This window comes from Flavobacterium sp. HNIBRBA15423 (assembly GCF_052655965.1).
Genome location: NZ_CP199751.1, coordinates 2,185,969 through 2,206,061 on the forward strand (window position 1 = coordinate 2,185,969; position 20,093 = coordinate 2,206,061).

At 30.3% G+C, this 20,093-nt stretch carries 11 protein-coding genes and 1 other RNA gene; 1 reads left to right on the forward strand and 11 read right to left on the reverse strand.

Translation table 11 applies throughout. From position 1 onward, the window contains the following. Nucleotides 1–129: 129 nt before the first annotated feature. The 8 genes from bglX to ACULEV_RS10110 form a co-directional block, all read right to left on the reverse strand. A complete protein-coding gene (bglX, locus tag ACULEV_RS10075) occupies nt 130–2,427 on the reverse strand; it encodes a beta-glucosidase BglX (RefSeq protein WP_445454926.1) in 2,298 nt (765 codons plus the stop codon). A 3-nt stretch (nt 2,428–2,430) separates the two neighbouring features. Next, nucleotides 2,431–3,105, reverse strand: a complete 675-nt coding sequence (locus ACULEV_RS10080; protein WP_445454927.1) for a carboxylesterase family protein — start codon at nt 3,103–3,105, stop codon at nt 2,431–2,433. A gap of 22 nt (nt 3,106–3,127) precedes the next feature. After that, nucleotides 3,128–4,492, reverse strand: a complete 1,365-nt coding sequence (locus ACULEV_RS10085) for a glucoamylase family protein (RefSeq protein WP_445454928.1) — start codon at nt 4,490–4,492, stop codon at nt 3,128–3,130. Between the two features lie 46 nt (nt 4,493–4,538). After that, the gene (locus ACULEV_RS10090) at nt 4,539–5,408 is read right to left on the reverse strand and encodes a LamG domain-containing protein (RefSeq protein WP_445454929.1); all 870 of its coding nucleotides are present in this window, start codon (nt 5,406–5,408) and stop codon (nt 4,539–4,541) included. A 56-nt stretch (nt 5,409–5,464) separates the two neighbouring features. Beyond that, nucleotides 5,465–6,943, reverse strand: a complete 1,479-nt coding sequence (locus ACULEV_RS10095) for a RagB/SusD family nutrient uptake outer membrane protein (protein WP_445454930.1) — start codon at nt 6,941–6,943, stop codon at nt 5,465–5,467. A gap of 10 nt (nt 6,944–6,953) precedes the next feature. Next, nucleotides 6,954–9,953, reverse strand: a complete 3,000-nt coding sequence (locus ACULEV_RS10100; RefSeq protein WP_445454931.1) for a SusC/RagA family TonB-linked outer membrane protein — start codon at nt 9,951–9,953, stop codon at nt 6,954–6,956. Between the two features lie 253 nt (nt 9,954–10,206). Then, entirely contained in the window at nt 10,207–12,960 is a 2,754-nt protein-coding gene (locus ACULEV_RS10105; RefSeq protein WP_445454932.1) for a histidine kinase, read from the reverse strand. 95 nt (nt 12,961–13,055) lie between these two features. Next, nucleotides 13,056–14,261 (reverse strand): NAD(P)-dependent oxidoreductase, encoded by a 1,206-nt coding sequence (locus ACULEV_RS10110; RefSeq protein WP_445454933.1) that lies wholly within the window; start codon nt 14,259–14,261, stop codon nt 13,056–13,058. Nucleotides 14,262–14,443: 182 nt separating this feature from the next. On the opposite strand from ACULEV_RS10110, the gene ssrA reads away from it, so the two are divergent. Then, nucleotides 14,444–14,842: a transfer-messenger RNA gene (gene ssrA, locus ACULEV_RS10115) on the forward strand. A 622-nt stretch (nt 14,843–15,464) separates the two neighbouring features. On the opposite strand, the gene ACULEV_RS10120 is transcribed toward ssrA, so the two are convergent. The 3 genes from ACULEV_RS10120 to ACULEV_RS10130 form a co-directional block, all read right to left on the reverse strand. After that, nucleotides 15,465–16,400, reverse strand: a complete 936-nt coding sequence (locus tag ACULEV_RS10120) for an ornithine carbamoyltransferase (RefSeq protein WP_445454934.1) — start codon at nt 16,398–16,400, stop codon at nt 15,465–15,467. Between the two features lie 370 nt (nt 16,401–16,770). After that, nucleotides 16,771–19,221: an outer membrane beta-barrel protein gene (locus ACULEV_RS10125; protein WP_445454935.1), complete on the reverse strand. Its 2,451-nt coding sequence runs from the start codon at nt 19,219–19,221 to the stop codon at nt 16,771–16,773. Between the two features lie 137 nt (nt 19,222–19,358). Beyond that, entirely contained in the window at nt 19,359–20,093 is a 735-nt protein-coding gene (locus ACULEV_RS10130; RefSeq protein WP_445454936.1) for a thioesterase II family protein, read from the reverse strand.

The following is a 20,093-nucleotide window of genomic DNA, read 5'->3' on the forward strand; positions in this document are numbered from 1 at the left end:
AACTTGTTTCAGATTCTAAATAACATTAAAAACCAATCATATAAGATTCTGATTCGCCTAGGCGAACAGAATGATAGGTTTCCAAACCCTTCGGACAGCCTCTTTAAAATTAACTAAAAACAATTTAACTTAAATTAACTCAAATAAAATCTTGTTTCTGGTATCGGAATTAGTACCTATAAAAACCTCAAATTTTCCTGATTCGGCTACAAAATCTAAATTAAAATCATAAAACTTTAAATCTTCTTCCGTAATTATAAATTTGACAGTCTTTACTTCTCCTTTTTTAAGGAATACTTTTTGAAAACCTTTTAATTCTTTTACTGGTCTAGTAACTGAACCTACCAAATCTCTTATATATAATTGAACTACTTCTTTTCCATCAAAATCACCAGTGTTAGTTACATCAACTGTAACTTCCAAGCTTTCTTTTCTTGACAACTTAGTGGTAGAAATTTTTACTGATGAATATTCAAAAGTAGTGTAACTTAATCCATAACCAAATGGAAATAAAGGTGTGTTACAAACATCTAAATAATTGGAACGAAATTTTTCAAACTCACACTTCTCCCTTTTTTCATCACTTAAAGGACGTCCTGTATTTTTATGACTGTAATAAATGGGCACTTGTCCTACATTTCTAGGAAAAGTCATAGAAAGCTTTCCAGAAGGATTTACAGCTCCATATAAAACTTCAGTAATAGCTGGACCAGCTTCAGTTCCTGGAAACCACACATTTAAAATTGCATCTGCTAATTGTGATTCTTCTGTAAGAGCTAATGGTCTTCCTGTAAATAATACCAAAACAATTGGCTTATTTAATGCTTTTAATTTTTTCAATAAATCCTTTTGAGCTTGTGGAATTTCAATATTACTTCTACTACTCGATTCTCCACTCATCTCGGCAGATTCACCAATTGCAAAAAGAATTATGTCTGACTTTTTTGCAATTGCTATTGCTTCATTATTAAGTACATCATCAGTTTTTCCATCCCTATTTATTGATTTTCCAAAAACACCAACTCTCTTTTCAAATTCTTGATTATAATCTAAATTACTTCCTTTGGCATACAATAAATTGCTTCCCAATTTTTCTGATAAAGTGGTTTTTAGGGAAATTGCTTTGGAAAAATCTGTTGCTACACTCCAAGTTCCAGGCATATTTTCTTTGGCATCAGCTAAAGGACCCACTAAAGCCACTTTCTGAGTAGTTTTTAAAGGTAAAACTTGATTGTCATTTTTTAATAATACAAATGACTCTGTAGCTACTTTTTGAGCAAAAGCTCTGTTTTCTGGAGTAAAAATTTCTGTCTTTGCTCTTTGTTCATCACAATATTTATAGGGATCATCAAATAATCCTAAATCATATTTAGCTTCCAAAATGCGACGTACAGCAGCATCTAATTGATTGATTGAAACTTTATTTTCATCAATTGATTTTTTCAAAGTAGTTAAAAAACCTTCACCTACCATATCCATATCAATTCCTGCATTCAATGCCAAAGCAGATACCGTTTGCAAATCACCCATTCCATGGTCTATCATTTCATTTACACCTGTATAATCTGTAACAACAAAACCGTTAAATTTCCATTTATCTCTAAGAATATCAGTCATTAACCATTTATTTCCAGTGGCAGGAATACCTTCAATTTCATTAAAAGAAGCCATAATAGAACCTACACCAGCATCGACCGCAGCTTTATAAGGAGGAAAGTAATCGTTAAACATTCTTCCTCTACTCATATCTACAGTATTATAATCTCTACCTGCTTCTGGAGCACCATATAATGCAAAATGTTTTACACAAGACATTATAGTTTGCTTGTCTGCAAGAGTATTACCTTGGTATCCTTGAACCATAGCTCTTGAAATTTGACTCCCTAAATAGGAATCCTCTCCTCCACTTTCTGCAACTCTTCCCCATCTTGGATCACGACTAATATCGACCATGGGTGAAAAAGTCCAACAAATACCATCTGCACTTGCTTCTTTAGCCGCCATTTTAGCCATATTTTTTATCAAATCCATATCCCACGAACAAGAAGTTCCTAGAGGAATTGGAAACGTTGTTTCATAACCATGTACCACATCCATTCCAAAAAGCAATGGGATTTTTAAACGACTCTTTTCAACAGCTACTCTTTGAACTTCTTTAATTTTGGCTACCGATTTAATATTAAATAAACCACCTACTAAACCTTGTTCAATTTTTTTTCCAATATTAGAATTTGTAGCCTGACCAGTTGTAAAATCGCCAAGACTTGGCAAATTTAACTGTCCAATTTTTTCTTCTAAGGTCATTTTTGATAACAATTCATCAATAAAAACCTTTTTAGATTTTTCTAAATTTTCTACTTCTTTATTTTGTGTACAACTAAAAAATAGACTAACAAATAAAAGAGTTGTGAGGTATTTAAAATTCATTTCTTATTTTTTTGATTGTTGGAACATCCAATTATAAATTTGTTCATTATCATAAACCCTAGACCAGCTATCATGATTAGCATCGTCAAAAATGGTCAATTCAAGATCAACACTACAAGGTTTTAATTTTTTATAAATTTCAATAGAATAATTTACTGAAACTACATCATCTACTAAACCATGAAAAATTCGCGTAGGTATATTCTTAATTTTGCAATTTTCAATCATGGGAATTCTATCTACAAAACCTGCAATTGGTACAAGTGCTGCAAACATATCTGGATGCGTAAAAGCTAAATTCCACGCTCCCCAAGCTCCCATACTTAATCCTGTCAAATAAATTCGATTAGTATCAATATTCTTATTCTCTTTACAGATTTTCAGAATTAATTGATATAAAGATTCTGATTCCCAATAAGTATTTTCGGGACACTGAGGAGCTAACACATAGGCATCTAAATCATTCGCTTTTAAATATTTAAAAGGACCATAAACTTTGACCTTTTCAATATCTGAACCTTTTTCACCAGATCCATGTAGAAAAACAAGGAGTGGTTTTTTATTATTCCCATTTGGTTTATGTAAAGCATATTGATAACTAATATTTTGCTTTATTTCTGTTTTAAAAGAGCCTTTACTATCTTGAGCAAATAAATGCAAGCTCGAAAATATAAGCATTAAAAATAAATGTTTATTCATGTTAAAATCCGTGTTGTGTTGATGTAAAACCCAAAGCTTGCAATCCAGATTTAATTTCTGGAGCTTGCATAAATAAATTCCACAATAAACCTGTTCGGTGATTTTCAATCATTGGTGCAATCGTTCCTTGATCAATAGCTAAATATCTTGGTGTAACCCAATTAAATTGAGGTGAAAAAGCATCATACGGACCTGCTATTCCTACATATTGATCCTTTTTTTCTTCATATAAGTAACGTAAAAAACGCATGGATTCTGTAGGTGAATAGGGAAATGAGGATAAAGCAGCTGTTGGACTTATAACTCCTTTATCATTATTAGGTTGATGTGCAGTATAACCTGTTGTGCCATCAGTATTTCTTGTATAACTTGCTGTTAAACCCCAACATTTATCATTATAACCAGTCCATCCTTGAGGATTGTTAACACAATAAGTATAAATAATATCTGTATGATTTTTATTTAAATCCCAATAATTTGCATACTGGTCGGTTAATCCTCTTGGATCTAATCCTAAATAAGAGTAGTGAGCCCAAAACATAGGTCCTACATTTCCTGATGCTCCATTATGATTAAAAATAAGAGGGATATTATATTTTGTTCCTGAAGTAACAATTGCTCCATTTCTTACCCATGCTTCATGATATGCATAAGGAGAAATAGGGTGAGTTGGTGAAGCCACAGCCATAATATAGGTTATTAAACATTCATTATAACCTTCTAGTTTAAAATTCATTTGCCATCCATAACTTGGAGACCAATGCCAATATAAAGCATTTTCGCCTCTTGTATACCAATCCCATTCTACTCCTTTCCATAAATCGTCTGCTTTTTGAGCTAAAGCTTGTTCCTCAGAATTACCATTTTTAAAATATTCTCTAATACATAAAAAACCTTGACATAAAAATGAAGTTTCTACTAAATCACCACCATTATCAACAGTTCCAAATGGGATTACATTTCCTGTATTGCCATCTAACCAATGAGGCCAAGCACCGTGAAATCGATCAGCATTTTCAAGAAAATTCAATGCAGTTGTCAATCGAGAGACAGCTTCTGAACGAGAAACAAAATTTCTATCAATTCCTACAAGTATGGTCATTAATCCAAAACCTGAACCTCCAGTAGTCACTTTGTTAGATTCAAAAGAACTATCATCTGTGTGGTAACGTTCTCTAGCTAATTTTGAATTTACTTCTGCATAATTCCAAAAATACTTGAAAGCATCTTTTTGAACTTGAGACATTAGTTCGTCATTTGTTAATGTTGGATTTTCAACCTCAGGTGCTTTCGAATTGGAAGGATTTTCAGTACAACCTACTGAGGAAAATAATATATATATAACTATAAGCTCAAGTAATTTCATAATAAAATAATATCTTCAGGTTTTAAATAAGTTCGCTTCTAAATAATTATTGATTATTTGTATACAATTCTTGCACTTCATTTTGTGTTAAAGCGATATTATATAATCTAAATTGATCTAAAGCACCTTTCCAATTAGAATAAAGCCAATTATCACCGTTAGCGTTTTGAGATTGTGGACCATTACCAATTCTAAAAGACGAAACTTTAGAATCATCAAGAGTTATAGCCCCATGTGTTCCCCATGTTTTGGTTCCCCTATTAATTCCATCAATATACAGGATTAAGCCCGAAGTATTTTCATCATAAACGAAAGCAAAATGATGCCATTGATTATCCAAAACACCTTCTATGGATTCAGCATTTTCCCAAGTAAACCAATTGTCTGTCATATCTGCATCAATGGCTACAAATTTAATAGCTGTTGCTGTAGTAGAAGAAGAATATTGATCAAATATTAAAAACATAGTTCCACTGGACCAATGTCCATTTGAAGAAGGTATACTAAAAATATGTTCAGCACCTGGATTTCCACCATTCATTGTTTGACCATCATGCTTTTCCCAAAAAGCAACAGTAAAACTACCTACCGTCGAAGCCCAATCGTTTGGTTTTGCATATTGGATTTTTGCATCTGTAACTCCATAAAATGCTTTACCTGAAACTCCTTCAACTTGATTAAATCCATTTTCTGTAGGATATTTGGCTCTAATCACATCTACTGCATTAAAAAGATTACTTTCTTTTTGAAAATCAAAAGGAACATAAAATTTTAAAGGTCCACCAGCTGGATTTTCATCAATTGGATAATCCCCAACTGTTGGTTCATTCATATTTTGGCATCCCACAAATAAAAATAATGTGAATATAAATAAACTCACTTTTCTTAAAGAAATGATTATTAGTGTTGTTTTCATAGTGAAATATTTTATTTAGAAATAGAAGCTAAAAATCTATTGCTTACTGTTATTTATTAATAGTTTGGATTTTGTATTAAAACTCCTCCAGATTGATCTATTGCATATTGAGGAATAGGATACAAGGCATTTTTAGTTTGATAACCTAATGGGCCTAAAACTGCTATAGCATCACCCCAACGAACTAAGTCATAAAATCGTTCTCCTTCCATAGCAAATTCAACTCTTCTTTCCTGTTTAATGGCATTTCTCACAGAAGCTTGATCGGTAGCAATTATGTCTGGTAAAACTGAAGCATTCACTCCTCTTGCTCTTGCTCTCACTAGATTTATATAATCAACTGCTAAAGAAGATTGTCCTGATTCATTTAAAGCTTCTGCATACATTAGCAATACATCTGCATATCTTAGAATTTTAATATTTGCCCAATGATTTTTATTTTCTGAATAGGCAGTTCTTTCACTTGGCAATGAATACGCTTTTTTATTCCAATAGGGTTGTGCTAAAGGAGGACTAGTTGGAACCATTAAACCATGACCATCTGTTTGACCCGAAAATAAAATAGTAGCTTCTTTCCGAGGGTCACCTACTTCAAAAGCATCGACCAAGCCTTGCGTAGGTACATTAAAACCCCAGCCTAAATCCCAAGACCCAGAACCACGAACGCCTTGTGATTCCCAATAATTATTGGAATAATTTACACCCGCTAATCGCAAAAATTGAATTTCAAATATAGATTCAGAAGAATTATCTCCCTCTTGCAAAAAAAGAGTTGCAAAATCATTATGTAATACATATCCATAACTAAGTACTGCTGCTAATTCGTTAGCCGCCGCAGACCAATTTTGTTGGTATAAATAAAGTTTTCCTAATAAAGTTTGTGCAAAACCTTTTGTTGCTCTTCCAGGATAACTAGCCCAATTCATTGGCAAATATTCTTTTGCAAAAGTTAGATCTTCAATTATTTGTGCATCCACTTCAGCTATTGTCGATTTTGGAGCAATTTCATCAATAGGACTTACAACTTTATGTAAAATTAGAGGGACTTCACCAAAATCTCTTCTCAAATCAAAATAGGCAAAAGCTCTTATTACTAACGCTTCAGATTTATTAATTAAAGTTCCTTCATCACTCAAACCTGATTCTTCAATGGCAACCAATAAATCATTACAAGCATAAATTAACCTATAATGGCCTTGCCAGTTTCCTCTAGTAATCCATCCTTCAGCAGCATCATAATTAAAAGATTCAAAAATATTTCCTAGTGAAGCGGCATCAGTAACTGTACTCCCTTTTGCAGCATCATCAGAACGGACGCTTTCAAACCATACTCTAGAAAAATCTGTTATTCCTGCTTCAGTTCTTAATTTACCATACAAACCAAAAGCAGATTCCTCAAAGCCACCTGCACCTAAATCTCCCTGAGCAGCAACTCCTAATGGCTTCCTATCTAAAAAATCATCATCACAAGAAGTAATTACCAAAGCAAAAAGTATAGCTAAAACTGATATTTTTAAAATATTATTTTTTTTCATAATCCTTTTTTTAAAATGTAACATTTAAACCAAGTGTAGTAATAGCAGGCACTGGATAGGAACCATTATCTACACCAAAACTAGTAGGCCCACCACCAAATTCAGGTGTAAAACCAGAATTGTTTTTCCAAGTCACTATATTTTGAGCATTAATGAATATTTTAAGGTTTTTAATACTCATTTTATGTAAAAATTCCGAATCAAAATTATAGGCAATTTGTACATTGCGTAATCTTAAATAACTTCCATCTTCAACCATATAGGAGGAATTTAATCTATTATAGCCAGAACCATCATAAACTCTTGGCTCCCAATTTGAAGTTCCTGGTCCAGTCCAAGCTCCCAAACGGTCTGACCTATAATTAAATTGAGCAAAAGAAGAACCATTTCCCCATGCTCTAAATACTTCATTCCCATAAACACCTTGAAAATCAATTCCAAAACTCCATTTATTATAGGTAACGTTTCCTGAAAAACCATAGGTAAAATCAGGAGTGGGATTACCAATTGTAGTTCTATCCGCTGGTGTAATTTGTCCGTCTCCATTTACATCTCTATATTTCAAATCTCCTACGGTATAATCTCCCACAGTACTAATAGGTGAGTTTAAAATATCTGCATAAGATTGATAGACACCTTCTACCTCGTAACCATAAAAACTCGCGACAGGATTTCCTGCATAAGTCTTATTGGGTCCATTAATTATTTCATAATTCTCATCAAATAAACTTACAACTTCATTATTTATCGTTGTCAAATTTGCAGATACTGAATAATCAAAACCATCTCTCACTTTATTTTTCCAAGACACCACAAATTCCAACCCTTTATTTATTATTTCTCCAGAATTAAAATAAAATCTATCATCTCTATCCACAAAATTTAAAAGATTCTTTGTGGCTTTATTATAATAATTTGCTTCAAAAGAAAGTCTATTATCAAATGCAGCTAGCTCAAAACCCACTTCTTTTGATAAAACAGTCTCCCATACTAGATTAGGATTAACCCTAAAAGCTAAAATATAGGCTGGCACTAAATCTTCTCCAAAAACAGCACTTTGTCCAGGAACATACAAGGGATATGTGGGGTAATTTAAAGAGGTAAACTGATTCCCTTGTTCTCCCATAGAACCTTTTAATTTTAAGAAATTAATAAACTTACTATTAAAAAAACCTTCTTTCGAAATTTCCCATGCAGCACCAACAGCCCAAAAATTTTGTGCTTTTCTTAATTCTGACGAATCATCATTTCTGAAAGAAGCATTTAAAATATATTTACCATCATAATTATATAAAATACGTCCTAAATAAGACATCGTAGCTCTATCCCATTGACTAGAATTAGAAAATCTCGTTTCTGGATCTCCATAAGGAAATACATTTAAATACCACCACCTAGGATTATTTGGAATTTGATTTGTATCTATTCCCTCATCATTATAACTAGGTGCATATTGTGAAACCGTTCCACTCATGGCAGAAAAGTATTCATCATATCTTGTATTCCCTATTAAAAGGGTGATATTATGTTGACCAAATTCTTTTTGATAAGTCAAAGTATAATCCTGCTGTAAATTTTGTTTATAATTGGTATATTGATTTACCTTCGTTAATACATTTCCAGAATAAGGAGTAAATTCATCCGTTTCTGCCGCATAAACATTAAATACTGGTAAATATCCTCTTCCTCTATTAAAATCCAAATTGGCCATGTAAGAGCCCTTAAATTTAAAATTTCTCAAAAAAGTAAACTCAGCAAATACGTTACCTACTATTTTAGTATCTCTATTCAATTGTGTTCCTTTCTTACCTTCAATTTCCAGTACTGCATTACCTAATTGTGCGGCTCCCATATCAGAAGGCAACTGATTATAAACACCTAACTCGCTATTAAATGGCTCAACAAGTGGAGTTGTATTTAATGCATTATTAAAACCTCCTAATCTGGGTAATCGTGCATCTAAAAAAGTAACATTTACGCCCATTTTTAAAAAATCTGTAACTTGTAATTCATCATTTAGAGTAGCTGTAAATTTTTTATATAATTCATTTTTTATCAAACCTTCCTCGCTTGAATAACCGAATCCAGCATAAAAAGAATTTTTATCAGTAGCATTATTAAAAGAAATATTATGATTATAAAATAATGCATTATCATTAGCTATTTCATCAACCCAATCTGTATTAGCGTTGTACAAATTATAATAAGGATATGGAGAAGCACTTTGATTCGCTCTCTGCATATCATACAAATACTTAAATTCTTCTCCATTTGTCATATCTGGTTTTCCTGTAATATTTTTAAATCCAACAGTAGAATTGTAATTAATTTGTGTTTCTCCACTTCTAGCTCTTTTTGTAGTTACTAGAATTACTCCATTTGCTCCTCTAGCTCCAAATACTGATAAAGAGGAAGGGTCTTTTAAAACTTCAATAGAATTAACATCATTAGGATTGACAAAATCCATTGTTTCAGAAAAAATTCCATCAATTACATACAAGGGTTTAGTTTGATACAAACTAATTGTCCCTCTAATCCGCACATCTGGTTCTTGTCCAGGTTGTCCACTATTTACAACTGTTAAACCAGCTACTTTACCTTGCAAAGAACTTAAAACATTGTTATTAGGCTTATCAGCAACTTCTTCGCCTTTAATACTAACTATAGAACCAGTAAGATCTCTTTTCTTTGCTACACCATAACCAATCATAACTACACTTTCCAATTGTGTTATGTCTTCCTGCATTATTACATTTAATGGATTTTTTGCCACTACAACAAGCTCTTTCATTCCAACCATCGTAAATGAAATTTCTTCTCCAATTTGAGCTTCAATTTCAAAATTCCCATCAAAATCAGATGTTGAATATTTATTGGAGCTAATAGAATGAATGGTAACTCCTAGCATGGAATTCCCAAATTCATCTGTAATCTTACCTTTAATTAAATTTTGTGAATAAATTAGTAAAGGCAAAATGAGCATTGTAATGATTAATAGATTTTTTCTCATTTTGTTTAGATATTGTTAAGGTTATTTCAGACTAAAGTACGAACTATAACGTTATAATTAAGCTAAATACAAATACTACATTACTACATCAAAACAATAATTTTAAAATATAAACAATTGTTAATCAAATAATTAATATTAATATCAAACAAAGATAATACAACAAGCATAAAACAAAATGATGTAGAAATGATGCATAATGATAATTAAAAAAAAGTATTAAAAAAATGTCTCATTTAAAAAAAAACACTACTTATTTTAAATTATTCATAAACAAATTAAGATTTACTGTTGTGTCTAATTTGAGTTTTTTACGCAATCTATAGCGATGTAATTCTACACCTCTATAACTAATATTCAATAAAGGAGCTATCTCTTTAGAAGATAAATTCATTTTTAGGTAAATACAAAGCTTAATATCTTTTGCTGTTAAGTTTGTAAACTTTGAAGTAAGTATTTGAACAAAATCTTCGTTACTTTTTAGTAAATTATTCTCAAAAGATTTCCATTCATTTTTATTGAGTGAATTAATTTTTATAACTTTACTAATCTGAGATTTCACCACATTAATATTGCTTTCAGAATCTAAAATATTTTGAATACTCTCAATCATTTCTGTCTGTTTAGCAATGGACAATGATTTACCAGCAACTTCAGATGCTTTAGTTTGGACTTGAATCTCAAGAATATGTTTCTCATACTCTTGCATTTTTAAACGGTTTTCAGCATCCATTTCTAATTGCAATATTTGTTTTTGATGCCTTAATTCTTCTTCTTTTAATTTTATTTTTTCTATATATCTTATTTTATTCCATTTATAGTATAAAAATAAGGCTCCAGAAACAACTAATAGGTAAACAACTATCATCCAAAACGAAAAATACCAAGGCTTTAATATAGTAAAAGAATAGCTCTTTATTTTTTTATAATTATCTTCTTTTAATGAATAAATATCTACTTGTTGTGGTCCACTATTTAGATTATTAAGTAAAATAGTTCCATCAATTATAGGTAAAAATTCTTGACTTTCGTTTATCTTATAAAAAAGATTTTTTTTATTGTATCCATAAAAAGGAACTATAACTTGTAATTCTATGGATTGATTGAACTTAATCTTAGTCTTTTCAGTAATTAATTCATCTTTGTAAAACCCTTCTACAGTAACAGTATAATCAACCTCATCAAGTTTTCCAGGTGTGTAAGAAAAAAAACCGTCATCTAAATTTATAATAAGCTTATCTTCAAATTTAATAACCTTAGTATCTTCATTTATAATCTTTCCTTGATAATATTTTTTAGGCAAAAGTTTCCAATAGAAGTTGTTATTATTATATTCAATTAAATAAAAAACTCCGGATTGGATTACTAAAAATTTAGAATCATCAATTGGTATTATATCTGAAATATTTTTGAATTTAGAATTGAATAGCTGAGAATCTTCTAATTTATTTGTTATAGCATTAAACTTGTACCAATTATTATCAATATAGAATAACATCTCGTTTTTAAAAGTAAAAAGCTTAACATTGTAATCATTTTCAATGCCATTAAGCTGTGTAATATTATCAATCTTTGTTGCTCTAAAAGCAGTATCAAATTCAATTCTATACAAACTTTTATAATTATCAACAGCCCATAACTCATTATTTTTGTTTTGAGCTATGTTTTTAATTGGTTTAGTTAAGCCTTCAATCCTTTTGTATTTTTTAAAATCATCATTTTCATAAACAACAATTCCTGAATAATTTGCTTGAAAATAATGTGCGGAATTATTGTTTTTTAGTAGTTTCCAACCTCCGTTTATATGGTTTATCTTTTCAATTTTATTAGATTCATAACAAAAGGTTCCTTCATTATGACCTATTATGTACTTGTTATTTATTTTATCTATTTGCCATACTTGACCTTGCGAACCTTTTATAAATTCTATCTCCTTATTTTCATAATTAAACACCCCATGATTAGTTCCTAATATATACCCGTCATTTGTTTTTGAAACACTATATACAGATCCTAAAATACCCGTATTATCTGAAAAAATGGAATAGGGAGAATTAATTTCAATATGCGAGATTCCATTATCCATACCTAACCATAAATCATTTTCTTTATCAAAACCGATACTTAATACCGAATTATTTAAAAAAGAATTATTTCTGTTAATATTTATAAAAGAATAATCCGTTAGATTAACTATATATATACCTTTAAAAGCAGTTCCTATTGCTAGTCTATTCTTATCAATAAAACGAGCAGTATTAATTATTTCATTCTTTAATAAATCATTTAAAGGATTATTATTCCATGGTTTCAAAATAGTATTCTCACTAATATAAACACCATTCTTTCTAGTAAAAAAATAGGTTATATCATTTTGCTTTTCAATAGAATGAATAATCTTGTTTTCTAAATCTTTCCAATTAGATTGTGGAATAAATTTTTCACTTTTTAATATAAAAACTCCTTTATTAACAGTCGCTACATATAAAATATCTTCCACAATAAAACAATAAGAAATTTGGTATGGAATATTAAGATTTTTTATTGTTTTACCGTCAAAAACGAATAATTCATTGAATGATTGAAAATATATTTTATCTTTAAACTTAAAAATTTTCCAAATTTCCTCATTAATTAGCTTTCCTTTAAATAGATTCTTCTCTTTAGATAAAGAATAATAGACCATTTTCCCAGCTACCCTTTTCCAATATCCTAATTCATTGTAGGAGCCTGTGTATATTTTATCCTCATCTGAGAATACTGCTCTAATTATTGTTTTATTTGGCAATGTGTATTTTTCCCAAGTTACTCCATTATACCGAAGCAAAAAACGATTATTCGCAAAATACATGGCATCATCATTTCCTTGAGTAACACTCCACACTTGATTGTCTCCATTATAGTTTGCTTTAGAGAAATTCTCAACAAATGGCAAAATATCTTGAGTAAAGCCTCTAAATGAACAAAAAAATATTAAAACAAAGTAAACGTGTTTAATTTTCATCATTCTATTTTAGAATCAAATATAGCATAACACTAGCGCTTTTAAAACAAAAAATCCTGATTTATATCAGGATTAAATAATTTAAGAATTATAAAAGTTTATTCTTTATCATCTACATAATCTTGCAAATAGGCAAAACGAGGTGTCAGTTTACCATTTTCGGTTATTTTGGCTCTAGCCAAAAGACCATCAGCATCATTATTATAAAAAGCTGGAATTACATGTTGCAAAAACATTTCTCCAAAACCTTCGCTAGCATCTTTAGGAAGTTCACAAGGCAAATTATCTACAGCCATAACCCAAATTGCAGCAGGATGAGATAATGAAACTTCCTTGTGTTCACTAGGTAAATATCCATAAACAGGATCTGCAATAGTACTTGGTCTTAAAGTGCAAGCAATTGGTCCATCAATATCACAAGACACATCAGCTACTACTTTTAAACTACATTTAGAAGAACGAAGCATCTCCTTCGATAAAATAGTAGGAGCATTATTGCCATGAAAATGACCTGCTATAAAAATATCAGAAACTTCTGCAAATTTTTCAAAATCAGACTCATATTCGGTAGGATTCGTATAAAAATCTTTTTTACCCAATAGTTGTCCGTCCTTTCTTTTATTATAATCTAGAGCATCAATAAAGGTATAAACAGGTTCCGTATATTTTTTAGCTAAATAATTTTCCACAGAAACTTGTTTAATTTTCATGGCATCAAGCATTTCTTTTGCACCATGCGCAACTTTACCACTTCCAGTTAAGACAATTTTAATATAGGGCAAATGATTACGTTTTAATCTTTCAATTAAAGTTTTTTGATCTGGTAATGTTTCAGCTTTAGCTAAATTGAACAAGTCAAATTTAATTCCAAAGGCTCTTATACCATTGTAAGCACCAACTATTCCTGCATAACGACCAAAACCTATAAGCCTACTATTCTTGGAATCAACAATGGTTTCATGATCATATAACGTTATATTTTTATCTAATACAGCTTTTAAAAGGGTTCTATTATAAGGTTGTTTCTTTATGGTGTGAGAGAAGAAAAAATAATTTTTATTAGGAATCAAAGCGTTTATTGGAACTTCTTTAACGCCCAATAATACATCACAATCAGAAACATCATCTGTTACCTCAAATCCCTTTTCTATGTATTTAGCATCTGGAAAAATTCTAATATCTGAAGATTCTATTTTTATATTTGTATCTGGAAATTGATTTTTTAAATTAACTAACTCATCTGGAGAAAAAACCACTCGTCTATCTGGTGGATTCTTACGCTCCTTAATAATTCCTAATTTCATTTGTTATTTTTATATTAAGTTTTTCCAATAATGTTACAAATATAACTTTATAGATTTCTAAAAACAACTTTTTTTTAATGGAAAAAATAGTGTAATTTTGGCACAGTTTTAGATGAAAGATAAACAGAACAAAAAGAAAGAAGTAATTTCTAAATTCTGATTTCTAAATTCTAACTTCATTTGGGGTCGACTGGTTTTGACAGCGAGTGGAATTGAGAAGTAAGCACGTCGAGCATTGTACTTTTGGCTCGTAAATAATAATCGTACAAACACACAAACGGCGAAAATAATTACGCTTTAGCTGCTTAATCTGAATTATAGTAAGATTTGCCTAGTTCCAACAAGGTTGGAAAGCTAGATTCACCTCAACATCCTTGGTTTATGGAGTTTGATTTAGGTGAACCGTAAAAGTAAACCTAGGAAAGGTAAAGCTTTAAATCCTTTCTGACATTGATAAAGCTAAGCAAAGAGTGGCTGTTTCTGGTCTTGCTTTTTGTCGAAAATCGAAACAGAAACTAAACGCGTAGAAAGCTCTTCGATTGCTTGTTTGGACGAGAGTTCGATTCTCTCCGACTCCACATTTTAAAATTCATTTTAAGCTAAAAGCCTTTAAATCATACGATTTAAAGGCTTTTTTGTTTTTTAGGCACATTCACAAATAAAATTTATCAATAAAATAAAGGCTTACAGCCTTCTTACTTCTGAATTAAACCCCGTTTTTTGAGCAAAAAGACTTGAAAACGGAGGTTACTTTTTTTTGAGATAATTTGATGGATACTATATCAAACATTAAAGCATTAAAAAAGATATTTAAACTTCACTTTCCTTTGGATATTTGAAAACTTATACTTGAAATTTTTATTTATTGAAGTGTAGAGGCTTCATTGGTTTACTTCTGAATTTGCCTTTTTATTACAAATATGCATTAGACTTTTTAGTGAAAATAATATGCAAAACACAGAATTTTTAAACTAAAATATTACTATAGCTGTATTCAAAGCTTAAACCCAAATTGATCATTAGAATTCTATTACCCATAATTAACTACTTTATATTTGCTTCAGTACTTAACTTTACATCTTCAATGTAGCTAATGCTAAATTTCTAGGTCAAAACTTCCATACTTCAGAACTATTTTGAATCTATTTCTCTCATTACAAAGTCTAATCTGTAATCTGGGTTAAAAGTTTATTGAGTAAACAATTAAATACACCATTCAAGAACTGCTTTTGCACTATGCAATTTATTTTCTGCTTGTTTAAACACAATACTTTTATCACCATCAATTACAGAGGCTTCAACTTCATCACCTCTATGAGCAGGAAGATCGTGCATAAAAATAGCATTAGGATATTTTAACATTAATTGATCTGTTACAGCAAATGGTTCAAATATTGTTCTCCAATTTGGATCCGACTTGACAGTTCCGGTTGTTTGCCAACGAGTTGTATATACAATATCTGTATAATTAGGTAATAATTTAAGATCGTGAAATTCTTCTATAATTGTATTTCTTTTGGCACCTTCTTCTTTAGCATATTTTAAAAGTAATGGATCTATATTATAATTCGGAGGCGTAAAAAAACGAATTTTCATATTTGGAAATTTAGCTATTGCTAATGCCAATGCTGTAGTTGTATTGTTACCTTCACCAAAATATAAAATTTCTAGTCCAGACAATGTGCCAAAATGTTGTTTCATAGTTGTTAAATCAGCTAGTGCTTGTGTAGGATGTTCGTCTGCTGTCATTGCATTCAAAATAGACATACTTTCTTGATTTGCAAAGGCTCTCAATACATCTGGACTTTCTGCAGTTCGCAACACCAAACCATCTAACATTCTAGAAAGAACATTCAAAGTATCATCCATAGTTTCCCCTGTATTCAATTGTAAATCATTTGGACCATAAGTAATTACTTGAGCTCCTAATCGTAACGCAGCAGTCGTGAAAGCAGTTCTTGTTCTTGTAGAAGTCTTTTTAAAATAGATTCCTATTACTTTTCCTTTTAATTGTTCCCCTAAAGGTATATGTCCATCTGAATATTCGATGCCTCTATTTATAATATCGAGTGTTTCTTGTGGAGATAAATCTGTTAAAGAAATAACATGCTTTCTTTTTTTTATTGCTAGTGAATTCATTGTTTTTTAGTTTTTAATTAGTATTTATGAACCACACTTTATGTGATGGTATCAATAAGTATTTTTTAAATAGAAATGTAAGTTTGAGATTGAATATTAATATATTCTTTTGTTTAAAAAATATTTTGTTATATGTAATGGAGTTATTTTTAATTTTAGATTACTGATTTTGTTTAGTATTAATAAAATTAATCCAAAACAACAGAGAAACATAAAAATTTCACTTCACAACTATTGCATTAGTCATATTGAATGTTTAGGATTGAAAACAGATTAATATGAAGTTACACTTTGCAAAAAGTTCTAAATAGGCAATTGGCTTTACTTATTTTTCAAGAAATTTCCACTTTTCAGCAATTAATATAAACCATTAATTCAATCTGTTTTTCTCCTCTCTTGCAGTATCTCTCTTTTTTGCAGATTCAAGTTTGACATTTCCAAACTTATAGGTCAAACTTAATCGAATAACACGGCTATCATAGGTTCTAAATACGTTGAAATTACTTCCAGATTGGCTACTATTAACGCCTCTACCGCCCCATGTATTCAGTATATCACTAACAGATAATTGTACGTTCATATTATTATCTAAAAATTTCCTATTAACTCCTAAATCGATCCCATAGAAAGCTTCTAGATTTAACACTCCATATACATTTGGTGATATATAATTTGCTCTAAATTCTGCCGATGATCGATTATCTATTGTAAAAGAATGATTACTACTTGCTTGCCATGCCATTTTTTCTAATTGTACTGGGGCACCTTCAATATTATTAGAGTTATATTGGTTATAAAACATTGAAAAATTATTATAAGTTTCCCACCAATTGGCAATTTTTATAGGAGCATTTATATTTAAACTATAAGATTTGAATCCGTTAAGATTTGCATCTGTTTGTGAGATTGAATTTGTTACTGGATCAGTTAAAATTATATTTGCAATAACATCTTCTGTATTACTGTAATTTAGATCCAATTTATATTTATTTTTTAACATATAACTTAAAGTATAGGAATCTGTATATTGTGGATTTAAAAACGGATTTCCAAAACGGAAAGTATATTCGTCAATATAATACACAAAAGGATTTAAAGAAGCATAATTAGGTCGGTCAATTCTTCTTCCATAACTTACATTTATTGTATTGTTTTCATCAATCTTTTTTTGTAAAGAAAGAGTAGGAAAAAGATTAGTATAGGTTTTACTCACTATATTGTTATTGGTAACAGAGTTACCTTTCGATTGTGTTCTTTCTGCACGCAATCCTACCTGCATTGAGTAGGAGCCAAATTGTGAATTATAGTTTACATATCCAGCTGTAATTTCTTCTCTGTATATGAATTGATTACTACGGCTTTCATCATTTACATAACTTCCGTCCATTTCTAAAGTATCAAACTGAAGTACATTATCAGTTTCTACTGAACTAAATTTTAATCCCGATTCTAATTTTGATTTTTCATTCAAAGGAAGAGACAAATCTGCTTTTCCAACATGAATAGTTGCGTCTTGTGGTGTTAAGTTTCTGAAATTATTTGGATCACGAAACTCTGTTCCATTAGCGTCTAAAAAACGGTTTCCAAATTCAAAACTTTCATCTTTATTGGAAAGTGTATAATCGTAACTCATGTTTAGATTTGAACCAATTGTATCAAGTTTTAATTCGTAATTTAAATTAAACGTTAAATATTTGTTTGGATATCTTCCAACTGTTGAACCTACAACAGTTGAATCCAATTGTTGCATTTGTGACCCTATATCGTTTCTAGCTCTAATTCTAGAGTTTCCTGTAACTAAATTGCCACTTGCCATGAAGCCTAAAGTACTTTTTGGAGTTACATTGATATCGGTTCCTACTTTAAAATTATGTATTTTGAATCGATATCTTTCAAAAGACGATGAGGTAAAGAAAAGTGATTCTCCTGATAATTGGGTAAATCTATCAATATCTATAGTTCCAAAGTTTACATTGTCTGAGTAATCGTAGCTCCCAAAAAGATTGACTGATTTGTTTCTATGATTCATAGCTATTCCCCCATTTGTCTTTCTGTACACTCCTTGACCATAACCCAAATTGACATTAACATTAGTTCCTTCATCTTTATTTTTTTTCATAATAATATTAATAATTCCTGCATTTCCTGCTGCGTCATATTTAGCAGGAGGATTTGTCATGATCTCGATGGAATTGATATTGCTTGACTGTGTAGATTCTAAAAGAGTAGTTAATTGTTCTGGTGAAAGATAAGTTTGCTTGCCATTAATTAAAATTAACACATTCGTTTTTCCCACCAAACTAAGCGTTCCATTTCTGTTACTCACTCCTGGTGCTTTATTTAAGATATCTAATGCTGTATTTCCAGAAGCTAATATGCTATTTTCAATATTTAAAACAATTTTGTCTGCTTTGTTCTGAATTAATGCTTTCTTACCTGTTAATGAAATAGCATTTAACATAATACTTTCTTCTTCTAACTTGATAGTACCAAAATCTTTTTGTTGATTTTGTTCAAGCACAAAAACCTCTGATTGATACGTTTTGAATCCAATAATACTTATAGATAAATAATAATTACCAGAGGATAAATTTTCTAAAGCAAAAACGCCTTCTTCATTTGTTATGGATCCTTTTGCAATACTTGCATCTGAAGAATTAAATAAGATCACATTAGCATAGGGTAAGGTTTCATTATTAATAGTCGTTACTTTTCCTACCAACTTAATACTTGGTGTAGTTTGTCCTACTACTTCATTAGTTAAAAGAATTAGAAGACATAATAATATATTTGATAAGACTATTTTTTTTGGTGTTTTCATGTTTATTTTTTTAAAGAGAGTTTCTAACCCTTAAACTTTTTAGTATATAATTATAGTATTAGTAAATAAGTGATGTGTTTTATTATAAAAATTATTTTACTAACTAAAATTCATTTAATCTAGCATTTTTATATTTATTAATATTTTATGACGTGCTTTTCAACACCTAAACTATCGTTAATATTTTCTATAACAGCTTGTTGTTGATCTAACAAAAAGAAATGCCCTCCTTTAATGTAGTGAATATCACATTCCTTTGTAGTATGAAATTTCCATTGCTCAGCTTCTTCTCTAGTTATTTCTTCATCTTGTCCAATGAGTGCAGTTATGTTACACTGTAAAGGAACAATAGTTGGTCTGTCAACAAAAGTTTCTGCGATTGTAAAATCGCTTAATAATAAAGGACTGAAAATAGCTTTTAATTCAGGATTTTTAAAAATTTCTGGTGGTGTTACCCCTAAAGACAAAACTGCTTCTTGAAATTCTAATGCGGTCATATCTCTATAAAATTTTTCTGTTTTTGGAATGTGTACGGGTTTTCTTCCAGAAAAGAATACATGCAAGGGAAGTTTTTTGCCTTGCGTTTGAATTTTTTGAATCAATTCATAAGCCAATAGAGCGCCCATACTATGTCCAAAAATAGCATAATCTGATTCAAAAAAATCATTTTTTACTATATTAAATATATCATTTACAGCTTCTTCTAAATTTGAATAAGGTTTCTCTGTAAAACGATTTCCTCGTCCTGCCAAACTAATTGGACATAATTCTATGTTTTTGGCTAATTTTGTTTCCCAGTCATTATATATACTTGACGCTCCTCCTGCATAAGGCAAACAAAATAATTTAATTTTTTTTTCAACTTGTTTCAT

Coding starts and splice junctions, on each gene's coding strand:
- ACULEV_RS10130 (WP_445454936.1), bottom strand. CDS start 20,093: ATGAAACAAGTTGAAAAAAAAATTAAATTATTTTGTTTGCCTTATGCA.
- bglX (WP_445454926.1), bottom strand. CDS start 2,427: ATGAATTTTAAATACCTCACAACTCTTTTATTTGTTAGTCTATTTTTT.
- ACULEV_RS10080 (WP_445454927.1), bottom strand. CDS start 3,105: ATGCTTATATTTTCGAGCTTGCATTTATTTGCTCAAGATAGTAAAGGC.
- ACULEV_RS10085 (WP_445454928.1), bottom strand. CDS start 4,492: ATGAAATTACTTGAGCTTATAGTTATATATATATTATTTTCCTCAGTA.
- ACULEV_RS10105 (WP_445454932.1), bottom strand. CDS start 12,960: ATGATGAAAATTAAACACGTTTACTTTGTTTTAATATTTTTTTGTTCA.
- ACULEV_RS10125 (WP_445454935.1), bottom strand. CDS start 19,221: ATGAAAACACCAAAAAAAATAGTCTTATCAAATATATTATTATGTCTT.
- ACULEV_RS10100 (WP_445454931.1), bottom strand. CDS start 9,953: ATGAGAAAAAATCTATTAATCATTACAATGCTCATTTTGCCTTTACTA.
- ACULEV_RS10090 (WP_445454929.1), bottom strand. CDS start 5,408: ATGAAAACAACACTAATAATCATTTCTTTAAGAAAAGTGAGTTTATTT.
- ACULEV_RS10095 (WP_445454930.1), bottom strand. CDS start 6,943: ATGAAAAAAAATAATATTTTAAAAATATCAGTTTTAGCTATACTTTTT.
- ACULEV_RS10110 (WP_445454933.1), bottom strand. CDS start 14,261: ATGAAATTAGGAATTATTAAGGAGCGTAAGAATCCACCAGATAGACGA.
- ACULEV_RS10120 (WP_445454934.1), bottom strand. CDS start 16,400: ATGAATTCACTAGCAATAAAAAAAAGAAAGCATGTTATTTCTTTAACA.